Raw genomic sequence first — 18,081 nt, 5'->3', positions numbered from 1 at the left:
AGCAATTCCTTTCAGAGTCTTTTGCCTGTCTCGCGGTCGAATATGTGAGCGCGGCGTGGGTCGATCCGGAAGTACATTGTCCGTCCCGGCACGGCTTCGATGCGCTCGCGAATGAGCGCGTCGATCGGCGTTCCGCCTGCCCGACCGAAGATCAGGGTTTCGGAGCCGGTCGGTTCGAACACCGAGACCTCCACGGGAACGCCGTTGTCGCCGATGGTGATGTGCTCGGGGCGGATGCCGTAGGTCACGGCGCGGCCTTCTTCCGCGCTGACGTTCTCGACCGGAAGCGTCACGCCGTCCTCCGTCAAGACTATCTTCTTGCCATCCCTGGTGGCAACCTTTCCCTGCAGGAAGTTCATCGAAGGGCTGCCGATGAAGCCGGCCACGAAGATGTTCGCCGGGAAGTCATAAAGATCCAGTGGTCTGCCGACCTGTTCGACGCGGCCGTCGCGCATGACGACGATCTTGTTCGCCATCGTCATGGCCTCGATCTGGTCGTGCGTGACGTAGACCGTCGTGGTCTTAAGGCGCTGGTGAAGCTCCTTGATCTCCACGCGCATCGTCACACGCAGTTTGGCATCCAGATTGGAAAGAGGCTCGTCGAACAGGAAGACCTGCGGGTCGCGGACAATGGCCCGACCCATGGCCACGCGCTGCCGTTGCCCGCCCGACAGTTGCTTCGGATAGCGGTCGAGGTAGCGGGTGAGATCGAGGATTTCGGCCGCCTTTTGGACTTTCTCTTCGATCTCGGCCTTGGGGCGCTTCGCCATCTTCAAGGGAAAGCCCATGTTTTCGGCGACGGTCTTGTGCGGATAAAGCGCATAGGATTGAAACACCATCGCGATGTCCCGGTCTTTCGGCGGCGCATGGGTGACCACGCGGCCACCGATCCGAATGTCGCCTTCGCTGACGGTCTCCAAGCCGGCGATCATGCGCAGCAGGGTGGACTTCCCGCATCCGGAAGGGCCGACCAGCACGACGAACTCGCCGTCCTCGATATCGACGCTGACGCCATGCATGACCTGAAGCGCGCCATATTTCTTGGTGACCCCGCTGACCTGTACGTTTGCCAATGTCGTTCCTCCCTAAGCCAGCACGGCTTGCCTATTGTGTTGATCGAATGCGGTCATCGGCTCATCCCTTTCGGATGATGAAGGCGGCGAGGACGACTGAAATCGCGACTGCAATCCATATCGACAGCCCGATCGGCTCGAGGAAGCGCATCCATAAAAGTGATATGGCCACCCAGATGACCACGGAGATGAACAGCCGATCGAACCAGTTCGTCTCGATCGGTAGAAAGCCCGGCTGCTTTTCGTTTTTTTGGGACTCGGAATTCATTTGCTATCCTTTCACTGCGCCAAAGGTCAGGCCGGCGACGATGTGGCGCTGGACCACCGAGAAGACGATCAGGGCCGGGATCAGCGTCAGCATCGAGATCGCCGCCATGATCCCCCAGGCCGTTCCAGTGGTCGTGACGTATTCCGACAGGCCGGTGGTCAGGGTGCGGGCGTTGAAGTTGGTCAGCGTCGCGGCAAGCAGATATTCGTTCCAGGCAAACACCCAGGTGAGGATCAACGTCACCGCCAGGCCCGGCCGCGCCAGGGGAAAAACGATATCGTAAAGAACGGTCCAAGGGCTCGCCCCATCGACATATGCCGCTTCGTCAAGCTCCTTGGGGATGCCTTCGACGGTCGGACGCAGCGTCCAGATCGCGAACGGAAGGTTGAAGGAACAATAGACCAGGATCATTCCGACCCGGGTATCCAGCAGTGAAAAGTCGCCGATCCTGTAGATCTGCGTGAGCAGCAGGAAGAGGGGAAGCAGAAACACCGCCGGCGGCGCCATTCTGTTGGTGATCGTCCAGAAAAATATGCTTTCCTTGCCGGCAAGGTCGAAGCGCGTCAGGGCGTAGCAGGCAAGAAAGCCCAACGTCGTCACGAGGAGAGCGTTTCCCGAGGAGATGATCAGCGAATTGTACATGTAGCGCCGCAGTGTCTCGTTGGTCAGCACGTCCTGATAGTTCTTCCAGAAAAAGCTTTTGAGGACGACATCGGGCGTCGAGAACAGATCGAACGGCTGCTTCACGGATATGACGAATAGCCAGTAGATCGGGAAGAGTGTCGCGACGCTGAGCAGCGTCCAGAGGAGGAGTGAAAGCCATGGATTTTGTCTGTTCATCGGGTCAGCTCCTCTTCACACGCGGTGCAATCAAGCCGACGTAAAGCAGCCAGCAGACGACGATGGTCAGGTAGAGGACGACGACCGAAATCGCCGAGCCGTAGCCGTAGTTCGTCTTCGGAAAGACCTCCTTGAAGATGTGGACGCCGATGTAACGGGTGGACGAACCCGGTCCGCCGCCCGTCAGCATCAGCACTTCGTCGACGGTTCGCAAGGCGTCCATCAGTCTGATGAACACGGTGGCGATGAGGGCGGGGCGGATCAGCGGCAGCGTGATATGCCAGAAGATCTGGCTCTTGCCCGCGCCATCGATCTGAGCCTGTTCGAAAGGGTCCGAAGGCAGGGAAACGAGCGCCGCGATGAGCGACAGGGTCACGAGCGGCGTCCAATGCCAGACGTCCATGATGATCGTCATGGTGAAGGCGGCGACCGCGCTCTGACCGATATTGAGATCGTAGCCGAACCAGCTGCGGAGCAGATAGGGGATGATGCCGATCGACGGTGTCGTCATCAGTTTCCAGACGGAGCCGACGATGATGGGGGCCATGATCAGGGGAAGTGTGTGGATCGTGCGGAAGACCGCCTTGCCGGGGAAGTCCTTCATCAGGGCCTGCGCCAGCACATAACCGAGTATCAACTCTGTCACGACAGCGAAGAACACGAAGGCAATGGTGATGCCGAGTGAGGCCAAGAACAGTGGATCAAAGACCAGGGTGCGGTAGTTCGTTGCCCAGTTGAAGATCATGCTGGGGTTGGCGGCGAACGGGTTCCATTGATGGAAAGAGACCCAGACGACGTATAGGAACGGGAATATGCCGAAGAGCCCAAGGATTATGATCGTTGGGGATAGCAACAGCCATCCGAGCTTTTGCGAATGCATGGCCTCATCCTCTGGCAGCCCTCGGGCGCCTTTCGTGCCGGAAAGAGACGGGTCGCCAAGCGAAGGCGACCCGCCAAGTTGGAGAGGACGTTTTATTTGCGATAACCGAGCGAGGTGAGCTCTTCTTCAGCCTTCGCGGCCATCTGGTCGAGCCCTTCGTCAGGGGCGATCTTGCCGGTCAGGATTTCGTAGAAAATCGGAGCCGTCGCTTCGCGGACCTGGGCATGGAAGGGATATGGAGGAGCGCCGGCGAAGAGTTTGCCCTGTTCCTTGAGCATCGTGTAGAAGCCGCCGAGCTTGATGTCCATCGCCTTGACTTTCGGGTCGTCAAACGTCGCCGTATTGGTGATGCGCGGCGCGGCAATGGCCCAGTCCGGTTGCACGTCGTTCTGACCGATATATTGCAGGAAGAGCAGGGCCGCCTCCTTGTTCTTCGAGGTGACCGGCAGGCCGAAGGCGCCGCCGTCGTAATAGCCGATATAGCCTTTTCCTGATTTCGCGTCGTCGAGCACGCCCGGTTCGAGCGGCGGCAGGGCGAAGCCGACCTTGCCGACGACTTTGGACTGCGCCGGATCGCTTTCGATCCATGCAGCGTTCTCACCGTAGATCAGGCCCTGGGCGACGCGGCCGGCGGCGAAGGTCGTCGCGGTTTCCGTCCAGGTGGACTGCGTCGATTCCGGCGGCGCGATGTCACGCAGATGCAGCCAGTATTTCAGCGCGGCCTTCGACTTGTCGCTGTTCATCGAACCGCCGTTCTTGACGGTTGCCGCGTAATTGTTCTTGGCGTCGATGCCCCAGTTATAGACGCCGAAGGTCGGCACAATGGATTCGAAGAATTCGTACCAGGATGCCGGATGGCCGGTATGCGCCTGTGCGGTCGTGCCCCAGAGCTGCTCGCCGTTATCCTTACCCCACTTGGTGAAAAACTCGGCAATCTGCGTGTAGTCCTCGTGCGTTGTCGCCGGCTTCAGGTCCTTGCCGGTTTCCTTCTTGAAGGCCTCCTTGATCTTCGGATCATCGAAGAGATCCTTGCGATAGAGGTACGTCTTGAGGAATGCCTCCATCGGAATGCCGTAGAGGTCGCCGTTCGCCCCCTTGAAGTAGTCGGCGAAGCTGGTGAAGTTCTTGTCGTCGTAGGTCGGCGCCTTGAGGTCCGGCTGGTCCTTCAGCGTCTTTGTCACGTCGACGAGGAAGTCGCGGGCCAGATACGAATAGATGATGTCCTGCTCGATGTAGACCATGTCATAGATGCCGGTCTTGGCTTCCATGTCCTTGATGGCCTTGTCGTACATCTGGTCCCATGAGGTCGTTTCGATCTCGACCTTGATGCCGGTTTTCTTTTCGAACTCCGGAGCGAGTACGTTCTTGATGTAGTTGGACGGGGGAGTGGATTCGGTCACGCCGTGAAGGGTCACGCCCTTGAACTTGGCGCCTGCGTCCGACCAGAAGTCAGCCCATGCCGGCGATGCGGCGGTCACGAGACTAACCGTCAGCGCAAGCGCGCTGGCCTTCAGTGCATACGTCATTTCTATCCTCCCAGATAACAGCGAGATCATCTCACCGGGCCTTTGTGTAGACGAAAAGAGCAATTCGCGCAATATTTGTTGGCTAAACCTGCAAATATGATGCCTATGTGTTTGATTTATCCGGAAACTTATTTCATCGATCGGGGCGCTCTGCGTGCGTTCCGATCAAGGACAGTTATAATATGCTGCGTTGCAATGTCTTTTTGTCGCGTTGCCAAAATCCTGAGGTGCGAAATTATTTGTTGCTTTACCATACTAAATGACTTAGCTCTTGCCGAAAGAAAGTATATGGCGGAGGAAAATGGTTATGCGTCGATTGGGTATCCACTCATTTGTATGGACGGGCGGCCAAACTCAGGAGGGTCTGGAAATGGCCCTCAACAAGACAGCGGAACACGGCTATCGCACCATCGAGTTCGCCTATCTCAGGCCGGAGAAATTCAATCTCGATCGCCTGGCAAAGCTTGCGCAGTCACTCGACGTCGAGATCGGCGTGACGATGGGATTGGGACACCAGAACGATATTTCCAGCGAGGACGACGCTGCCGTTAGGGCCGGCAAGAGCACGCTTTCGGATGCGGTGCATGCCGTGCGGGATATCGGCGGCAACAAGCTCGGTGGCATCCTTTATTCCGCGCATACCAAGTACAACCGGGCGCCCACCAGGAAGGGATGGGACAATAGCGTCGCTGCGATCGCCGGCACGGCAGAAATCGCCAAGGCCGCGAATGTCGATCTCGTTCTCGAAGTCGTCAACCGTTTCGAAACCAACCTGCTGAACACCGCCGCCCAGGGCTTGAAGTTCATTTCCGAAACCGGGTCCGATCATGTCCGTCTCCACCTCGACACATTCCACATGAATATCGAGGAAGCAAACCCGGCGGCGGCTATCCGGCTTGCCGGCGACAAGATCGGCTACTTCCACATTGGAGAAAGCAATCGTGGCTATCTGGGCGACGGCACCATCAATTTTGATCTGATCTTCGATGCGCTGCTCGATATCGACTACAAGCGCGACATCGTGTTCGAGAGCTTCTCCACCGCGGTGGTCGACGAGGGGCTTTCGCTTGCCTGTGCAATCTGGCGTGACACCTGGACGGACAACGATCCGCTTGCGGCGCACGCAAAGAAGTATATCGAGCTCAAGCACGAGGAGGCCAAGCGTCGCCGCGTCACGAACGCGCGGCCCTAATTATCCTTCTGGCGGCATGTTCCAATTGTGTAAGGGTTGGGGCAGGTTGATTTGAAGGGAAATGACCATGAACGAAACCGCCTCGACCGGAAGTTCGCCACGCAGGATTCGTCAGAACAATATCGTTGCTGCCCTGCAGACGATCTATAGCCATCGCTCGATGAGCCGGGCCGACCTGGCGCGGAAGCTTGGGATGAACCGTTCGTCCTCGGGCGAGATCGTGGCTGAGCTGGTGGAGGGCGGCTTCGTCCAGGAATCCGAGGCAAGCGGCAAGCAGCGCTCGGACCACGCGAGGCTGGGCCGGCCGGGGATTATGCTTGAGCTGGTGCCCGACGCCGCCTTCTTCGTCGGCATCGAGATCGGCGTCGAGCACATCTCGGCCGCTGTGATTGATCTTTCGGCCGAGGTTCGGGTCTGTCGGAAAATGGCATTCGACACGCCAGCGTCGACGGTCGAACAGGCGGTGGCGGAAGGTGTGGAGCTTATCGTCGGGGCAATGTCCAAAGGCATGATCCGGCGCTGCAAGGGGCTCGGCATCTCGGCTCCGGCGCATGTTCGCCCGGACGGAAGCGTCAGCCTGGCGCCGATCATCGGATGGCGGGACGTGTCGTTGAAGGACATCGGTCGGCAGGTCTTTCCGGTGGACGTGCCGATCCTTGTCGAGAACGACGCGAACGCGTTCGCCATTGGTGACAGCTACCGCCACGGGTCTACCCGCGTGACGCTGTTCCTGACGATGGAAACGGGTGTCGGCGGCGGCATCATGATCGATGGAAAGCTGTTTCGGGGTGGCCATGGGCTGGCGGGCGAAATCGGCCACACGCTCGTGCCTGGAAGCGGTGGACAGAAATTCGAGCAGCTCATCGGCCGTGAGGTGCTGATAAGGCAGTACGAGGCGGCGACCGGTCGAAAGAGCACGGACATCCAGGACTTCCTGGCCGACGTCCGCGATCGGGTCCCGGACGCCGTGAACATTGCGGAGACGTGGTCGAAACATCTGGCCTATGCTCTTCTGCAGGCCTGCCGCCTGATCGACCCGGATCGGATCGTTCTCGGCGGTTCGGTCGCCTCGCTCTACCCGATGGTGGCCGCGCGCGTCGCGGTCCACATGTCGGAAGGGCAGAACATTCCATTTCCGACTCCCAAAATCGTCGTCGACGACGACGCGGAGTTCGGATCGGCATTCGGTGCGGCCTGCATGCTGCACCAGCGCTTTCTCTCTCTCGAGAACGAAGAGTTTGGAAGTGAAGACGGATCGCTGCCGCGACTGGCGGCGACCTAGGGCAATTCCAGGAAAAGTGCGCAGCGGTTTTCCGTCCGGAATTGCGTTGAAACAAAGAGATGGAGCGTTTTCGCGATTCGAGGAAAAGCGGAAATGCGCCGGAGACCAAATATCGAAAGTAGGATTGCAATGGCGTCAATACTTGCCCCTGACCGGCTCGGTCCCACCGTCTGCGTAGGCGAGATCCTTGTCGAGATCGTCGCAACGACCGTCGGCGATGGATTTAAAGAAGCCCAGCCTCTCGTTGGACCCTATCCGAGCGGTGCGCCCGCAATCTTCATCTCGCAGTGCGGGCGCCTGGGTGGTTCGTCCGCCATGGTGGGCGCCGTCGGCGACGATGACTTTGGCCGCGTCAACACGGACAGGCTCAAGCGAGACGGCGTGGATGTCTCGACCATCGCGATCGATAGCGACTATCCGACGGGAAGCGCTTTCGTTCGCTACCGCAAGGATGGTTCGAGAGATTTCGTCTACAACATCGCGACCTCCGCCGCCGCGCGCTTCGGATGGTCCGACAACGTCAGGCGCCTGATCGAGCGCACGGGGCATCTTCACGTCATGGGATCGGCTCTGTCCGTACCGAGCGCGCGCGAGGTGATCGATCAGGCGGTGGATATCGTCAAGGCGAGAGGCGGAAGCCTCTCCGTCGATCCGAACATCCGCAAGGAGTTGAAGCTGGATGCCGCGACCGAGCGACGGTTCGCGACGCTGGTTGCCGCCGCGGACCTGCTCCTGCCGTCCGGCGAGGAGCTTGAAAGGGCCGCGGGCGTGGAAGGGGAAGCCAACGCAATCCGCCGCCTGTTCGAAATCGGCGTGAAGGAGATCGTCCTCAAGCGCGGGGCTGACGGAGCAACCTATTTCGACAAGGATGGCAACCGCATCGACGCGCCGGCCTTCATTGTCGAGGAGGTCGATCCGACAGGAGCCGGCGACTGCTTCGGGGGGGCCTATCTCACATGCCGCCGTCTGGGAATGTCACCTGAGGAGTCTCTGACCTACGCGTCGGCCGCCGGCGCACGCAATGTCACCGTCCGTGGCCCCATGGAGGGAGCCGGCACCCGGCAGGAACTCGACGCGTTCATCTCCTCCACTGAAAGGCGCTCGTGATGCAGATCGATCTCAGACAGCTCGCCTCGCTGCGTAAGCGAGGCCGCCCGATGGGTGTGACCTCCGTTTGCTCCGCGCATCCGATCGTCATTCGCGCCGCGCTGCGCCATGGCAGGCAGCATGAAAGCACGGTACTCATCGAGGCAACCTGCAATCAGGTCAACCATCTCGGCGGCTACACCGGCATGACGCCGAGCGACTTCGCAGCGCTCGTCCGCAAGATCGCCGCCGAGGAAGGCTGCCCCGAGAGGCTGATCGTTCTCGGGGGCGATCACCTCGGGCCGAATCCCTGGCGCGACCAGCCGGCGGACGAGGCCATGGCCCAGGCCGAGAAGATGGTTGCCGCTTACATCGACGCGGGGTTCCGCAAAATACATCTGGATGCTTCGATGGGCTGCAAGGGCGAGCCCGTTGCGCTCGATGATGAAACGACAGCTCACCGCGCGGCGCGTCTAGCCGCAGTCGCCGAGGCCCGCGCCGAGACGGCCGGCGGCGAGATGCCTGTGTATATCATTGGAACCGAAGTGCCGCCTCCGGGCGGAGCGGACCATGCCCTCGATACCATAGAGCCGACCTCGGCAGCCGCGGCGTTGAAGACGATCGATGTTCATCGACGCGTCTTTGCAGACAAAGGCCTCGACAAAGCCTTCGCACGCGCGATTGGTCTGGTCGTCCAACCCGGCGTCGAGTTCGGCAATCACAACGTCATCTATTACGACCGGAGCAAGATCGATGCGCTGAAGTCCGTGCTCGCTCAAGAGCCGCAGTTCGTGTTCGAAGCCCATTCGACCGACTATCAAGGGCCTGGACCTCTGACCGCTCTGGTCGAAGACGGCTTTCCAATCCTGAAGGTCGGTCCCGAGCTTACATTCGTGCTGCGCCAGGCGCTCTATGCGCTCGACGCAATCGCATCCGACCTGCTGCCCGACTACGGGAGCCGGCCGCTCTACGCGGCCATGGAATCCCTGATGCTGGATCAGCCCGGCAACTGGAGCCGCCATTACCACGGCAGCGATGCGGAGATGCGGTGGCTGCGCCATTATTCGCTGTCGGACCGGATCCGCTACTACTGGGCGGCGCCGGAGGCGCAGGCGGCGGTCGGGCGTCTCTGCGCTGCGCTGCGCGGCCAGTCGGTCCCGCTTCCGCTCTTCTGGCAGTATCTGCCGTCGGCGCAGGACTTCGCGGGATCGCCGCTGGACCCCGAGGCGGTACTGATCTGGAGGGTCACGCGCAGCATTGCGGACTACCACGCAGCATGTGGGGTTGGAAAAGCCGATTAGGAAACAAAGGAGGAGTGCATGAACGAGTTGAATGGGAAGATCGCGGCCGTCACGGGCGCCGCGTCAGGGATAGGGCTTGCCTCGACCGAGGCGATGATCGCGGCCGGGGCAACGGTCGTGCTCGTCGACCGCGACGAGCGAGCATTGAACGAGGTCTGCGCGCGGCTGGGAGCGGGCGCGATACCATTGGTGCTCGACCTTCTGAACGCCGAGAAATGCGCTTCTTTGCTTGATGGGATTCTGTCGAAGGTCGGGCATCTCGACATTCTTCATGCCAATGCGGGAACCTATATAGGCGGCGATCTCGTCGATGCCGATCTTGATGGCATAGATCGCATGCTCAATCTCAATGTCAACGTCGTCATCAAGAACGTCCGCACCGTCGCGCCTCACATGATCGAGCGCGGCACAGGGGACATCGTCGTCACCAGTTCCGTCGCAGGACATTCGGCGATTCCCTGGGAGCCCGTATACTCGCCGTCGAAATGGGCGATGCACTGCTTCGTCCAGACGATGCGACGGCAGCTTCTAAAGAACGGCATCCGTGTCGGCTCCGTTTCGCCGGGGCCGGTGATCAGTGCGTTGCTCGCCGATTGGCCGGAAGAGAACCTCCGGAAGGCCAAGGAGGCCGGGGCGCTCATCGAGCCGAAGGAAGTCGCCGACGCCATCATCTTCATGTTGACCCGCCCGAGGAATGTGACGATCCGCGACGTTGTCGTCCTTCCCAGCGCATTCGACATCTAGGGAGAGGCACATGTCTTACCAGAAGAAATTTCGCCTGGATGGCGAGCGCGCTGTCGTGACAGGGGGAGGGCGCGCGATCGGACTATGCTGCGCCGAAGCCTTGGCGGAGGCGGGGGCTGCCATTGTCGTCGTCGAGAGGCGCGAAGAGGACGCCCGGGAGGCGGTCGCGCTCCGCGGCAAAGGCTACGAGATCGAAATCCGGGTCGGCGACGTAACCGACTCCGCCCGCATGGAGGCTATCGCATCGGAACTCGCCGACTCTGGCCGGCCGGCAACCATCCTCGTCAACAATGCCGGCATCGGTCAGAGCGGTATCGCAGCGGAAGATGTTACCGACGCCGACTGGCTTCGCATGATGGATGTCAACGTCAACGGCGTCTTCTGGTGCTCGCGGGCATTCGGACGCCATATGGTGGCGCTGAAACGGGGTGCCATCGTGAATCTCGGTTCGATGTCCGGAAACATCTGCAACCGACCGCAGCCGCAGACCGCCTACAATGTCTCCAAGGCAGCAGTCCATCATCTCACCCGCTCGCTTGCCGCCGAATGGGCGCACCACGGTGTCAGGGTGAACGCGGTTGCTCCGACTTATATCGAGACGCCGATGGTTGCCGCGGTCGAAGCCAACAAGGAGCGCATTCCGATCTGGCTGGCGGACACGCCAATGGGCCGGATGGGTGCTCCGGAAGAAGTCGCGAGCGCCGTTCTCTTCCTGGCGTCCGGTGCGGCCAGCCTGATGACCGGCGCGATCGTCAACGTCGATGCGGGGTTCACCTGCTGGTAATGGGGTCGCAGCAAGGCACAGTCTCATACCTTGCTGCGGACAAAGTGCCTTTTTTCAGCCCAGATGCCTGCGCAACTGACCGTGCAAAACCCGGGCTCGAAGAGAGAGTAGCGGGCCATCGCCATAAAACCCAGCATATGTGCGATGGCCTTTTAGTTCCATAATGTACGTTATGCATCTTTGGTGTGTAGCCGGGGTACATTCTATGTTCCCGATGCTCAATACGGTCTGCGAGAATTCTGTGCGACGGCCTCGTTCCGCTTTAGCTTGCCGCCGAGGCTTGCCTATGCGGGTCCCCATTCTTCAAGCGCGCGCTCTATGTCGTACTGATAAGACGGTACGTTTTCCTTCTGGCAAACAGCATGCAGATACAGCGTCACTGCATCTCGTTGATGTGCGGTGAGTAAGGAAAATTTCCCCGGGCATCCGCATAGGTAAGGCGCAAACTCGTGCCTATAGTCACCGTCGAGATCGGCAATCATGTATGCGGGCAGATGAAATCGCATTCCGTCAGCATCCATGAACGCTGGGCTGCTTGAGTGCTTGTTGAGGTCTTCCACCTTGATTGCCGCCCAATCATTCTTCTCATCGTCAGCGCGATATGCGGCGCGAACCTCGTTGCTTGCATAGTCGTCGAGCGCTTGCGTCTCATGGAGGCCGACGCCGTCACCCAGGGTGACACCAGCGAATGCGTCTCTCACCACCGCTTTCACAGTCTCTATGACATCGGGTGCCAGTTTCATGAAATGACCTGCCTATTCAAGGATGACCGCCACCGCTCTCGTCTCCGTCCAGATATCAATCGAGTTACCGCTGATCTCCATGCCGGTCCCCACGATCAAGAAGATTGACTGCCTGCAACGCTTTTCCAATATAGTCGAAGGTCGATCTCGTGCCTCATTCTCAAGGCTTCGGCGTGCCGGATGCCTTGCTCCCCTTTTGCTCCGGGGCATCGATCGGATAGCTTACCATACGTCTAATGGATGGAGTTTCCATGTTCAAATCGATATCGGACAGCGCGGCTGCTGCTGACGGCGGTTCGCTCGCCCTGTTTGTGGAGCGATTTGACGGAGAGGTGGAGCAATTTGTGATCAATCGCTCCCTCGCTTCACGCGGGACGCCCGCATACAACAAAGTCGTATCGAGCCTCCGGCCTCTTTCCGCGGATGATTGTCGGGCGATCGCGGCCGCTCTTGAACGGCTGTTGACGACGACGCCTCCGATCCATCCGTTGGCGGACTTCATCAAAACACTCAAACAGCAGTCTTCATCTCGATAGAGCTGCAGAGCGTCCCAAAACCCCAAGGATAGCTGCGGAATAATTGCATCGAGGCGACTTATCGCCGCCGGGAGCACCGGAGCTTGCGCGCGTCGATCACCTTGTATGCTGCCACAATAACCGCGCCCTACGCAGTTAGAAACCCGAAGCACCGGGTCTGATTTGGCGATACCAAGAAGCGCCGGCGTGACGCGCGCGGCTGAAATCAGCGCTTGCGCACGAACTCGGTGCGCAGAACCAGACCCTTGATCGCGTCGTGCCGACAATCGATCTCTTCCGGGTTATCGGTAAGCCGGATCGACCGGATCACGGTTCCTTGCTTCAGCGTCTGGCCGGCGCCCTTGACCTTGAGATCCTTGATCAGGACGACAGAATCCCCGTCCGCGAGAACATTGCCCGATGCGTCGCGGACTTCCGCGCCCTTCGCCTTCTCCGCAGCGATTTCCGAAGCGGGCCGCCACTCGCCGGTTGCCTCGTCATAGATATAGTCGTCGTCTTGGTCGTTCATATTTGTCATTTCTTGTGTCTTGATGCGGTGCGATCCATACCACCATTCGCCGGCAGTGGTCGGGCATTTGCGAACCTCTAACGGCTAAAGGTGTCCGTGTAAACCTTGGCGACTGTTCCCGCCGACATGGATGGCGCTCGCCAATTGCGAGCGCCACACATCGTTCGTCATCAGCCAAGCTCGACGATTGCGCAGCCATAGGCGTCGAGCGACAGGGCGCCGGAAACCGATTTGCCGTTGTCGAGGAGATCGATACCACTTGGAACGCTTGTCAGTTCAGCCCTCTGGTCCGTGTAGTTCTGGATGAAGAGCAGACGCCGATCGTCGTTCTGGCGCATGGTTACCTCGACGCCGGCGGGCAGATCGGCAATCAGCGGCTCAACGCCCGCGTCCGTGAAGGTCCGATCCGTGAGCGCAGTGGTCAGCTCGGGTGTAAGGTAGGTGCCGAGATAGAGCACCCTGCCCTTGCCGACTTTGCGGGATGTCGCCATCGGTACACCCTCGGCATAACGGTTCGACCAGGTCGCGATCACCTCGACATCGCCGGCAACCGCCAGGTTTTCGTAGAAATGCGCGGCCTCCAGTTCGCGATTGCCGATCGTAAACCGGCGAACGCGGCGATGGGATTCAGCCGGCCGGTTGGGCGGCACCATCAGCCCGCCGGAACGCGACATGACGTCGAAGAGCCCGTTGGCGCCCGGAGCGGCAAGCCGGCCGAAATCCTCGACCGTGACGCCGGTCAGCCGTGCGAGAGAGGTACCGGGCGCTGCCTCGCGGATCACATGGTTGTTTTCGTCGCGCGTGCCGGTGCGGGCGCCGATGATGACCGTGCCGCCGTTCCGCGCGAAGGTCTCCAGCCGTTCCGTCCAGCCGTCCTTCCACATCACCCAATGCGGAACATAGAGAAGCTTCAAGCGCGAAAGATCGTCTTCGGGATGGATGAAGCCGCAGGCGATGCCGCGATCGTAGCAATGCTGATGCAACAGCACGGCGTCGTCCTGCGGGCTCGGCAATCCGATCGAATAGGTCTTGTGCGCCTCCTGATTGTCGAAATCCGAGCCGGCGATGCCGACATCCATGCGGACATAAGTGCCGAGGATCTTGTCCTTGAGCGCTGTCATTTCGCTGGCGAAACGCTTGGCCTCGTCATAGCGATGGCGCGGCACGTCGTCATGGTCGATGATGCCCATCCAGTAGATTTCCGCACCGAAATGCGCCGGCCGCCAGCGGAAGAACATCAGGCCGTCGGCGCCGCGCGCCACCGACGACATCGCCATGCGCCGCATCTCGCCTGGCTCCGGCGTCAGCGTGCAGAAGCCGGGCTGGCTGCCGAAACCGGACTGCTGTTCGGGGATGATGTAGTTGCCCGAAAAGCCGCGGCAGATGTCGAGATGCAGCGCCTGAACCTTGGCGTGATTGCCGATGCGCTGGAACTCGTCATAGAGCATCGGATAGATATCGTAGCCGACGAAATCGAGATCGGTGGAGAACTGGCCACGGAAATCGATATCGCGCAGGCCGCCGAGATTGTGGAAGATAAACCAGTCCGCCTTCGTCGCCCGCAGGATTTCCACCTGATCGTGCTGGAAGCGCGCGGTCGAGAAGGCGAGGAAGCGGTGGTAGTCCTGCACATGCCCCGGGCTCGGGAAGGTCGGCCCGAAATCGATGGGCAGCACCACCTGGCCGAAATCGTCGTAGGCTGTCGCCCAGAAGTCGCCGCCCCAGGCAAAATTGAGCTTGCCGATCGTGCCGTATTTGTTAGCGAGATAGGCTTGGAATTCCGAAAGCGTCGCGTCGGAGAAGGATTCCGGCATGCTGGTGTTGAGCTCGTTGTCGGTCTGCCAGCCGATGACATGCGGAGTGTCGCGATAGTGCTCCGCCATCGCCTTGGTGATGCGCTTGCTGTGCTCGCGATAGACCGGGCTGGCCGTATCGGCATGCTGGCGCGAGCCGTGGCTCATTTTTCGGCCGTTGCCGTCGACGCGAAGGACCTCCGGATGGGCTGCCGTCAGCCAGCGCGGCGGTGTGGCCGTCGGTGTGCACATGATCGTGCTGATGCCGTGATTTGCCAGTACGGCGATGGCGCGGTCGAACAGATCGAAGTCGAAGGTGCCGAGCTTCGGCTCGAAGATATGCCAGGCGAATTCGCCGAGGCGCACCACATTGAAGCCGGCCTCGGCCATGCGCCTGGCATCGCGCTCCCAATAGCTTTCATCGACATGTTCCGGATAATGCGGGGCGCCGACCAGAAAACGGTCGGTCTTGATGGTGCGCCATACGGAAAGGTCTTTGGGACTGGTATTGACTGACACGGTATCGAGCTCCTGAAGGATCATTTATCGAGAATGGATTTGCGGGCCGTGATGGTCCGCTCGTCAGTGGCGGAAAAGAGGTAGATTTCGCTGGGATCGAGGCTGAGGCTGATCGGCGTATCGTTGGCAATGCCGGTGACATGGCCGATCTGCACGGTGATGCTGCCCGTGCCGCTTTCCGAGCCGATGCATTGCAGCGCGCCGGCATCGACATAGAGAATGGTTTCACGCCCGAGATGCTCGACGAGGCGGACATGGCCAGAGATCGCCGCACCCGGAGCTTGAGCGTCCGTAACGGAAATGCTTTCCGGCCGGATGCCGAGGGTCAGCCCCTCGCCTTTTTGCACCGTGACGCCGGCTGCAAGTTCGACTGTGACCGGCGCTAGCCCCGGTGCGGAGACGGTCGCGCTGTTTCCGGCAACCTGGTCGACGGTCACGGTGAAGAAATTCATCCGCGGTGCACCCAGGAAGCCGGCGACGAAGAGATTGTCGGGGTTTCTGTAAAGTTCCAGCGGCGAGCCGACCTGCTCGATGATACCGCGATTGAGCACCACGATGCGGCTCGCCATCGTCATGGCCTCGATCTGGTCATGCGTGACATAGACCATGGTCGCGCCGAGTTCGGCATGCAGGCTGCTCAGTTCCACGCGCATCTGCGTGCGCAGGGCGGCGTCGAGGTTCGACAAGGGCTCGTCGAAGAGGAAGACGTCCGGCGAGCGGGTGATCGCCCGGCCGATGGCAACGCGCTGGCGCTGGCCGCCCGAAAGCTGCTTCGGCCGCTTGTCGAGCTGATCGGTGATCCTCAGGATCTTGGCGGCGCGTGCCACGGCGGCATCGATCTCCGCCTTTGGCCGCTTGGCCATGCGCAGGCCGAAGCCCATGTTCTCGGCGACCGTCATATGCGGATAGAGCGCGTAGGACTGGAACACCATGGCGATGCCGCGATCTCCCGGCTCCGCTGTGCTGACATCGCGGCCGTTGATCATGATCTGGCCGGATGAGATCGTCTCCAGGCCGGCGATCGATTTCAGGAGCGTGGACTTGCCGCAGCCGGACGGGCCGACCATGACGATGAATTCGCCCTGTTCCACGGAAAGATCGATGCCGCGCAAGGCATGATAGGCACCGTAATTCTTGTTGACGTGTCTAAGTTCGAGACTGGTCATGCTTCTAGGCTCGCAAAAGAAGGATTGGCACAAAGGGGGCGATTGGCGAACGCGTTGGACAAGGTCATCATCCCTTCACCGCCCCCATGGTGAGCCCGGCGATGAAATGCCGCTGCATCAGGAAAAACATGATGACGGGCGGGACCGCGACGACGATCGTGCCGGCGGAGATGAGGTTCCAGGCGGAAACCCATTCGCCACGCAGGTTGGCAAGACCGGCGGTCACCGGCTTGACCGTGTCGCTGACCGTCAGCACCACGGCCCAGAAATAGTCGTTCCAGACGAAGGTGAAGATCAGGATCGCGAGCGCGGCCAGCGCCGGGCGAACCAGCGGAACGACGACATGAACCAGCGTCTGGAAGGGCGAAGCCCCCTCCGCCCTCGCCGCCTGGAACAGCTCGTCCGGCAGCGCGGCGATGAAGTTGCGCATGAACAGCGTCGCAAAGCCGGTCTGGAAGGCGATATGGAAGATGATCAGCGCGGCCGGCGTATCATAGAGGCCGACGCGAACCATCAAGTCGCGCACCGGGATCATCATGATCTGGTAGGGCAAGAAGTTGCCGCCGACGAAGAGCGCGAAGACGAGCATGTTGCCACGGAACCGATAACGCGCCAGCACGAAGCCCGCGAGCGTGCTCAGGACCAGCACGCCGGCGACGGCGGGGATCGTGATCATCAGGCTGTTGAGGAAATAGCGGGCCATCGGCGTCTGGGTGAAGACAGACGTATAATTCTCCACCAGGCCGAACTGTGTCGGCCACCCCCAGAGATTGCCGCCCATTACATCCTGCGTCGAACGGAAGGAGGTGAGGATGACGGCAAAGAGCGGGCACAGCCAGAGGATCAGGATGGCGAGCACGGCGGTAAAATAGAAGCGGCGATGCCAGATGGCATCTTCGGGGATCGGGCGCGGATACATCAGGCCCCCCTTTCTTCCATGCGGATGATGCGCGAGAGATACCAGACGATGAACGCTGCCATGATCACGAACAGCACCGAGGCGATCGCCGCGCCATAGCCGAAGCGATAGGAGAAGATCGACTGTTCGAACATCTGGTAGGCCAGCACCTGCGAGGAGCCGAACGGCCCGCCTTGGGTCATGACCGAGACCATGTCGAAGGAGCGAAGCGCGCCGACGACGGTGACGGCAATGGCGATGAAGGTGACTTGCGTCAGCTGCGGCAGGACGATGTGGCGCAGCATGTTCCAGCCCCTCGCCCCGTCCACCCGGCCGGCGCCGATCAGCTCCTCGCTCAAATTGTTGAGGCCGGCGAGATAAAGCACCATGCAGAAGGCGATCTGCGGCCAGAGTGCTGCGATGACGATGGCGAAGGTCACGAAATGCTCGTCCGACAGGACAGCCGGCGCGGTCGCGCCAAAGAAGCCGAAAATCAACGCCAGCAGGCCGAGCTGCGGCGTGTAGACCCAGGTGAAGACGACACCGACGGCAACCGAGGCCAGCACCAGTGGAATGAAGAACAGCGACTTCATCAGCCGCATGCCACGGATCTTCTGGTTGACGAGAAGCGCGATCGCCAGTCCGAGCGGCGGCGCGGCCATGAACATGACAAGCCAGATAAGGTTGTTCTTCAGCGATACGTAGAATTGCGGATCGTTGAACAGCTCGACGTAATTGCCGAGGCCGATCCAGGTCATTGGGCTGAAACCATCCCATTCATGCAGGCTGATCCAGATGCTCTCCAGCGCCGACCACAGGATGACGACGGAAAACAGGACGGCCGCGGGTAAAATCAGCAAAGCGGGGGTCAGCCACCAGCGATGGTGGCGCCAGAATATCATCATTTGAAATCCTCTTTCGAAATGGGGAGGCGGAGCAGCG

18 protein-coding genes are annotated in these 18,081 nt (G+C 60.3%); 7 read left to right on the top strand and 11 right to left on the bottom strand.

The window, feature by feature from the left end:
- Positions 1-11: 11 nt before the first annotated feature.
- The 5 genes from ugpC to FHX11_RS11485 all read right to left on the bottom strand — a co-directional run bounded on the left by ugpC (position 12) and on the right by FHX11_RS11485 (position 4,587).
- On the bottom strand, positions 12-1,073 hold the full coding sequence (gene ugpC / locus FHX11_RS11505) for a sn-glycerol-3-phosphate ABC transporter ATP-binding protein UgpC (RefSeq protein ID WP_184357753.1): 1,062 nt from the start codon (positions 1,071-1,073) through the stop codon (positions 12-14).
- Between the two features lie 61 nt (positions 1,074-1,134).
- Positions 1,135-1,341, bottom strand: a complete 207-nt coding sequence (locus FHX11_RS11500) for a DUF2160 family membrane protein (protein WP_184357752.1) — start codon at positions 1,339-1,341, stop codon at positions 1,135-1,137.
- Between the two features lie 3 nt (positions 1,342-1,344).
- Entirely contained in the window at positions 1,345-2,181 is an 837-nt protein-coding gene (locus FHX11_RS11495) for a carbohydrate ABC transporter permease (RefSeq protein ID WP_184357751.1), read from the bottom strand.
- Between the two features lie 4 nt (positions 2,182-2,185).
- Positions 2,186-3,061 (bottom strand): sugar ABC transporter permease, encoded by an 876-nt coding sequence (locus FHX11_RS11490; RefSeq protein ID WP_184357750.1) that lies wholly within the window; start codon positions 3,059-3,061, stop codon positions 2,186-2,188.
- A gap of 92 nt (positions 3,062-3,153) precedes the next feature.
- The gene (locus FHX11_RS11485; RefSeq protein WP_184357749.1) at positions 3,154-4,587 is read right to left on the bottom strand and encodes an extracellular solute-binding protein; all 1,434 of its coding nucleotides are present in this window, start codon (positions 4,585-4,587) and stop codon (positions 3,154-3,156) included.
- Between the two features lie 307 nt (positions 4,588-4,894).
- Here FHX11_RS11485 and FHX11_RS11480 point away from each other — a divergent pair, with 307 nt between their 5' ends.
- The 6 genes from FHX11_RS11480 (at position 4,895) to FHX11_RS11455 (ending at position 10,976) form a co-directional block, all read left to right on the top strand.
- Entirely contained in the window at positions 4,895-5,779 is an 885-nt protein-coding gene (locus FHX11_RS11480; protein ID WP_184357748.1) for a sugar phosphate isomerase/epimerase, read from the top strand.
- Between the two features lie 67 nt (positions 5,780-5,846).
- The gene (locus FHX11_RS11475; RefSeq protein ID WP_184357747.1) at positions 5,847-7,061 is read left to right on the top strand and encodes an ROK family transcriptional regulator; all 1,215 of its coding nucleotides are present in this window, start codon (positions 5,847-5,849) and stop codon (positions 7,059-7,061) included.
- A gap of 129 nt (positions 7,062-7,190) precedes the next feature.
- Complete coding sequence (locus tag FHX11_RS11470; protein ID WP_184357746.1) at positions 7,191-8,168, top strand: sugar kinase; 978 nt, start codon at positions 7,191-7,193, stop codon at positions 8,166-8,168.
- The gene (locus FHX11_RS11465; RefSeq protein WP_184357745.1) at positions 8,168-9,448 is read left to right on the top strand and encodes a D-tagatose-bisphosphate aldolase, class II, non-catalytic subunit; all 1,281 of its coding nucleotides are present in this window, start codon (positions 8,168-8,170) and stop codon (positions 9,446-9,448) included. The genes FHX11_RS11470 and FHX11_RS11465 overlap by 1 nt, the downstream gene beginning before the upstream one ends.
- Positions 9,449-9,466: 18 nt before the next feature.
- Positions 9,467-10,192 (top strand): SDR family oxidoreductase, encoded by a 726-nt coding sequence (locus FHX11_RS11460; protein WP_184357744.1) that lies wholly within the window; start codon positions 9,467-9,469, stop codon positions 10,190-10,192.
- A 10-nt stretch (positions 10,193-10,202) separates the two neighbouring features.
- Positions 10,203-10,976, top strand: a complete 774-nt coding sequence (locus tag FHX11_RS11455; protein WP_184357743.1) for an SDR family oxidoreductase — start codon at positions 10,203-10,205, stop codon at positions 10,974-10,976.
- A 284-nt stretch (positions 10,977-11,260) separates the two neighbouring features.
- Here FHX11_RS11455 and FHX11_RS11450 read toward each other — a convergent pair whose 3' ends face one another.
- Positions 11,261-11,719, bottom strand: a complete 459-nt coding sequence (locus FHX11_RS11450; RefSeq protein WP_184357742.1) for a DUF6714 family protein — start codon at positions 11,717-11,719, stop codon at positions 11,261-11,263.
- Positions 11,720-11,970: 251 nt separating this feature from the next.
- Between FHX11_RS11450 and FHX11_RS11445 the strand changes: the two genes are divergently transcribed.
- The gene (locus FHX11_RS11445) at positions 11,971-12,255 is read left to right on the top strand and encodes a hypothetical protein (protein ID WP_184357741.1); all 285 of its coding nucleotides are present in this window, start codon (positions 11,971-11,973) and stop codon (positions 12,253-12,255) included.
- Between the two features lie 205 nt (positions 12,256-12,460).
- Here the strand turns inward: FHX11_RS11445 and FHX11_RS11440 are convergent, their stop codons facing one another.
- From FHX11_RS11440 to FHX11_RS11420, 5 genes are all read right to left on the bottom strand, one after another.
- Positions 12,461-12,763, bottom strand: a complete 303-nt coding sequence (locus FHX11_RS11440; protein ID WP_184357740.1) for an alkylphosphonate utilization protein — start codon at positions 12,761-12,763, stop codon at positions 12,461-12,463.
- A gap of 170 nt (positions 12,764-12,933) precedes the next feature.
- Positions 12,934-15,099: a beta-galactosidase gene (locus tag FHX11_RS11435; RefSeq protein ID WP_184357739.1), complete on the bottom strand. Its 2,166-nt coding sequence runs from the start codon at positions 15,097-15,099 to the stop codon at positions 12,934-12,936.
- Positions 15,096-16,241, bottom strand: a complete 1,146-nt coding sequence (locus tag FHX11_RS11430) for an ABC transporter ATP-binding protein (RefSeq protein WP_184357738.1) — start codon at positions 16,239-16,241, stop codon at positions 15,096-15,098. The genes FHX11_RS11435 and FHX11_RS11430 overlap by 4 nt, the downstream gene beginning before the upstream one ends.
- A gap of 67 nt (positions 16,242-16,308) precedes the next feature.
- Positions 16,309-17,160: a carbohydrate ABC transporter permease gene (locus FHX11_RS11425; protein WP_184357737.1), complete on the bottom strand. Its 852-nt coding sequence runs from the start codon at positions 17,158-17,160 to the stop codon at positions 16,309-16,311.
- A complete protein-coding gene (locus FHX11_RS11420; protein ID WP_184357736.1) occupies positions 17,160-18,044 on the bottom strand; it encodes a sugar ABC transporter permease in 885 nt (294 codons plus the stop codon). Before FHX11_RS11420 ends, FHX11_RS11425 begins: the two co-directional genes overlap by 1 nt.
- Positions 18,045-18,081 lie beyond the last annotated feature (37 nt).

Origin of the sequence: Rhizobium sp. BK602 (assembly GCF_014195095.1) — a bacterium.
Classification (GTDB): Bacteria; Pseudomonadota; Alphaproteobacteria; order Rhizobiales; family Rhizobiaceae; genus Rhizobium.
Note: the sequence above shows the minus strand (reverse complement) of the source record. Positions and strands in the feature narration are given on the sequence as shown.

Coding starts and splice junctions, on each gene's coding strand:
- FHX11_RS11500 (WP_184357752.1), bottom strand. CDS start 1,341: ATGAATTCCGAGTCCCAAAAAAACGAAAAGCAGCCGGGCTTTCTACCG.
- FHX11_RS11495 (WP_184357751.1), bottom strand. CDS start 2,181: ATGAACAGACAAAATCCATGGCTTTCACTCCTCCTCTGGACGCTGCTC.
- FHX11_RS11490 (WP_184357750.1), bottom strand. CDS start 3,061: ATGCATTCGCAAAAGCTCGGATGGCTGTTGCTATCCCCAACGATCATA.
- FHX11_RS11485 (WP_184357749.1), bottom strand. CDS start 4,587: ATGACGTATGCACTGAAGGCCAGCGCGCTTGCGCTGACGGTTAGTCTC.
- FHX11_RS11480 (WP_184357748.1), top strand. CDS start 4,895: ATGCGTCGATTGGGTATCCACTCATTTGTATGGACGGGCGGCCAAACT.
- FHX11_RS11475 (WP_184357747.1), top strand. CDS start 5,847: ATGAACGAAACCGCCTCGACCGGAAGTTCGCCACGCAGGATTCGTCAG.
- FHX11_RS11470 (WP_184357746.1), top strand. CDS start 7,191: ATGGCGTCAATACTTGCCCCTGACCGGCTCGGTCCCACCGTCTGCGTA.
- FHX11_RS11465 (WP_184357745.1), top strand. CDS start 8,168: ATGCAGATCGATCTCAGACAGCTCGCCTCGCTGCGTAAGCGAGGCCGC.
- FHX11_RS11460 (WP_184357744.1), top strand. CDS start 9,467: ATGAACGAGTTGAATGGGAAGATCGCGGCCGTCACGGGCGCCGCGTCA.
- FHX11_RS11455 (WP_184357743.1), top strand. CDS start 10,203: ATGTCTTACCAGAAGAAATTTCGCCTGGATGGCGAGCGCGCTGTCGTG.
- FHX11_RS11450 (WP_184357742.1), bottom strand. CDS start 11,719: ATGAAACTGGCACCCGATGTCATAGAGACTGTGAAAGCGGTGGTGAGA.
- FHX11_RS11445 (WP_184357741.1), top strand. CDS start 11,971: ATGTTCAAATCGATATCGGACAGCGCGGCTGCTGCTGACGGCGGTTCG.
- FHX11_RS11440 (WP_184357740.1), bottom strand. CDS start 12,763: ATGAACGACCAAGACGACGACTATATCTATGACGAGGCAACCGGCGAG.
- FHX11_RS11435 (WP_184357739.1), bottom strand. CDS start 15,099: ATGATCCTTCAGGAGCTCGATACCGTGTCAGTCAATACCAGTCCCAAA.
- FHX11_RS11430 (WP_184357738.1), bottom strand. CDS start 16,241: ATGACCAGTCTCGAACTTAGACACGTCAACAAGAATTACGGTGCCTAT.
- FHX11_RS11425 (WP_184357737.1), bottom strand. CDS start 17,160: ATGTATCCGCGCCCGATCCCCGAAGATGCCATCTGGCATCGCCGCTTC.
- FHX11_RS11420 (WP_184357736.1), bottom strand. CDS start 18,044: ATGATGATATTCTGGCGCCACCATCGCTGGTGGCTGACCCCCGCTTTG.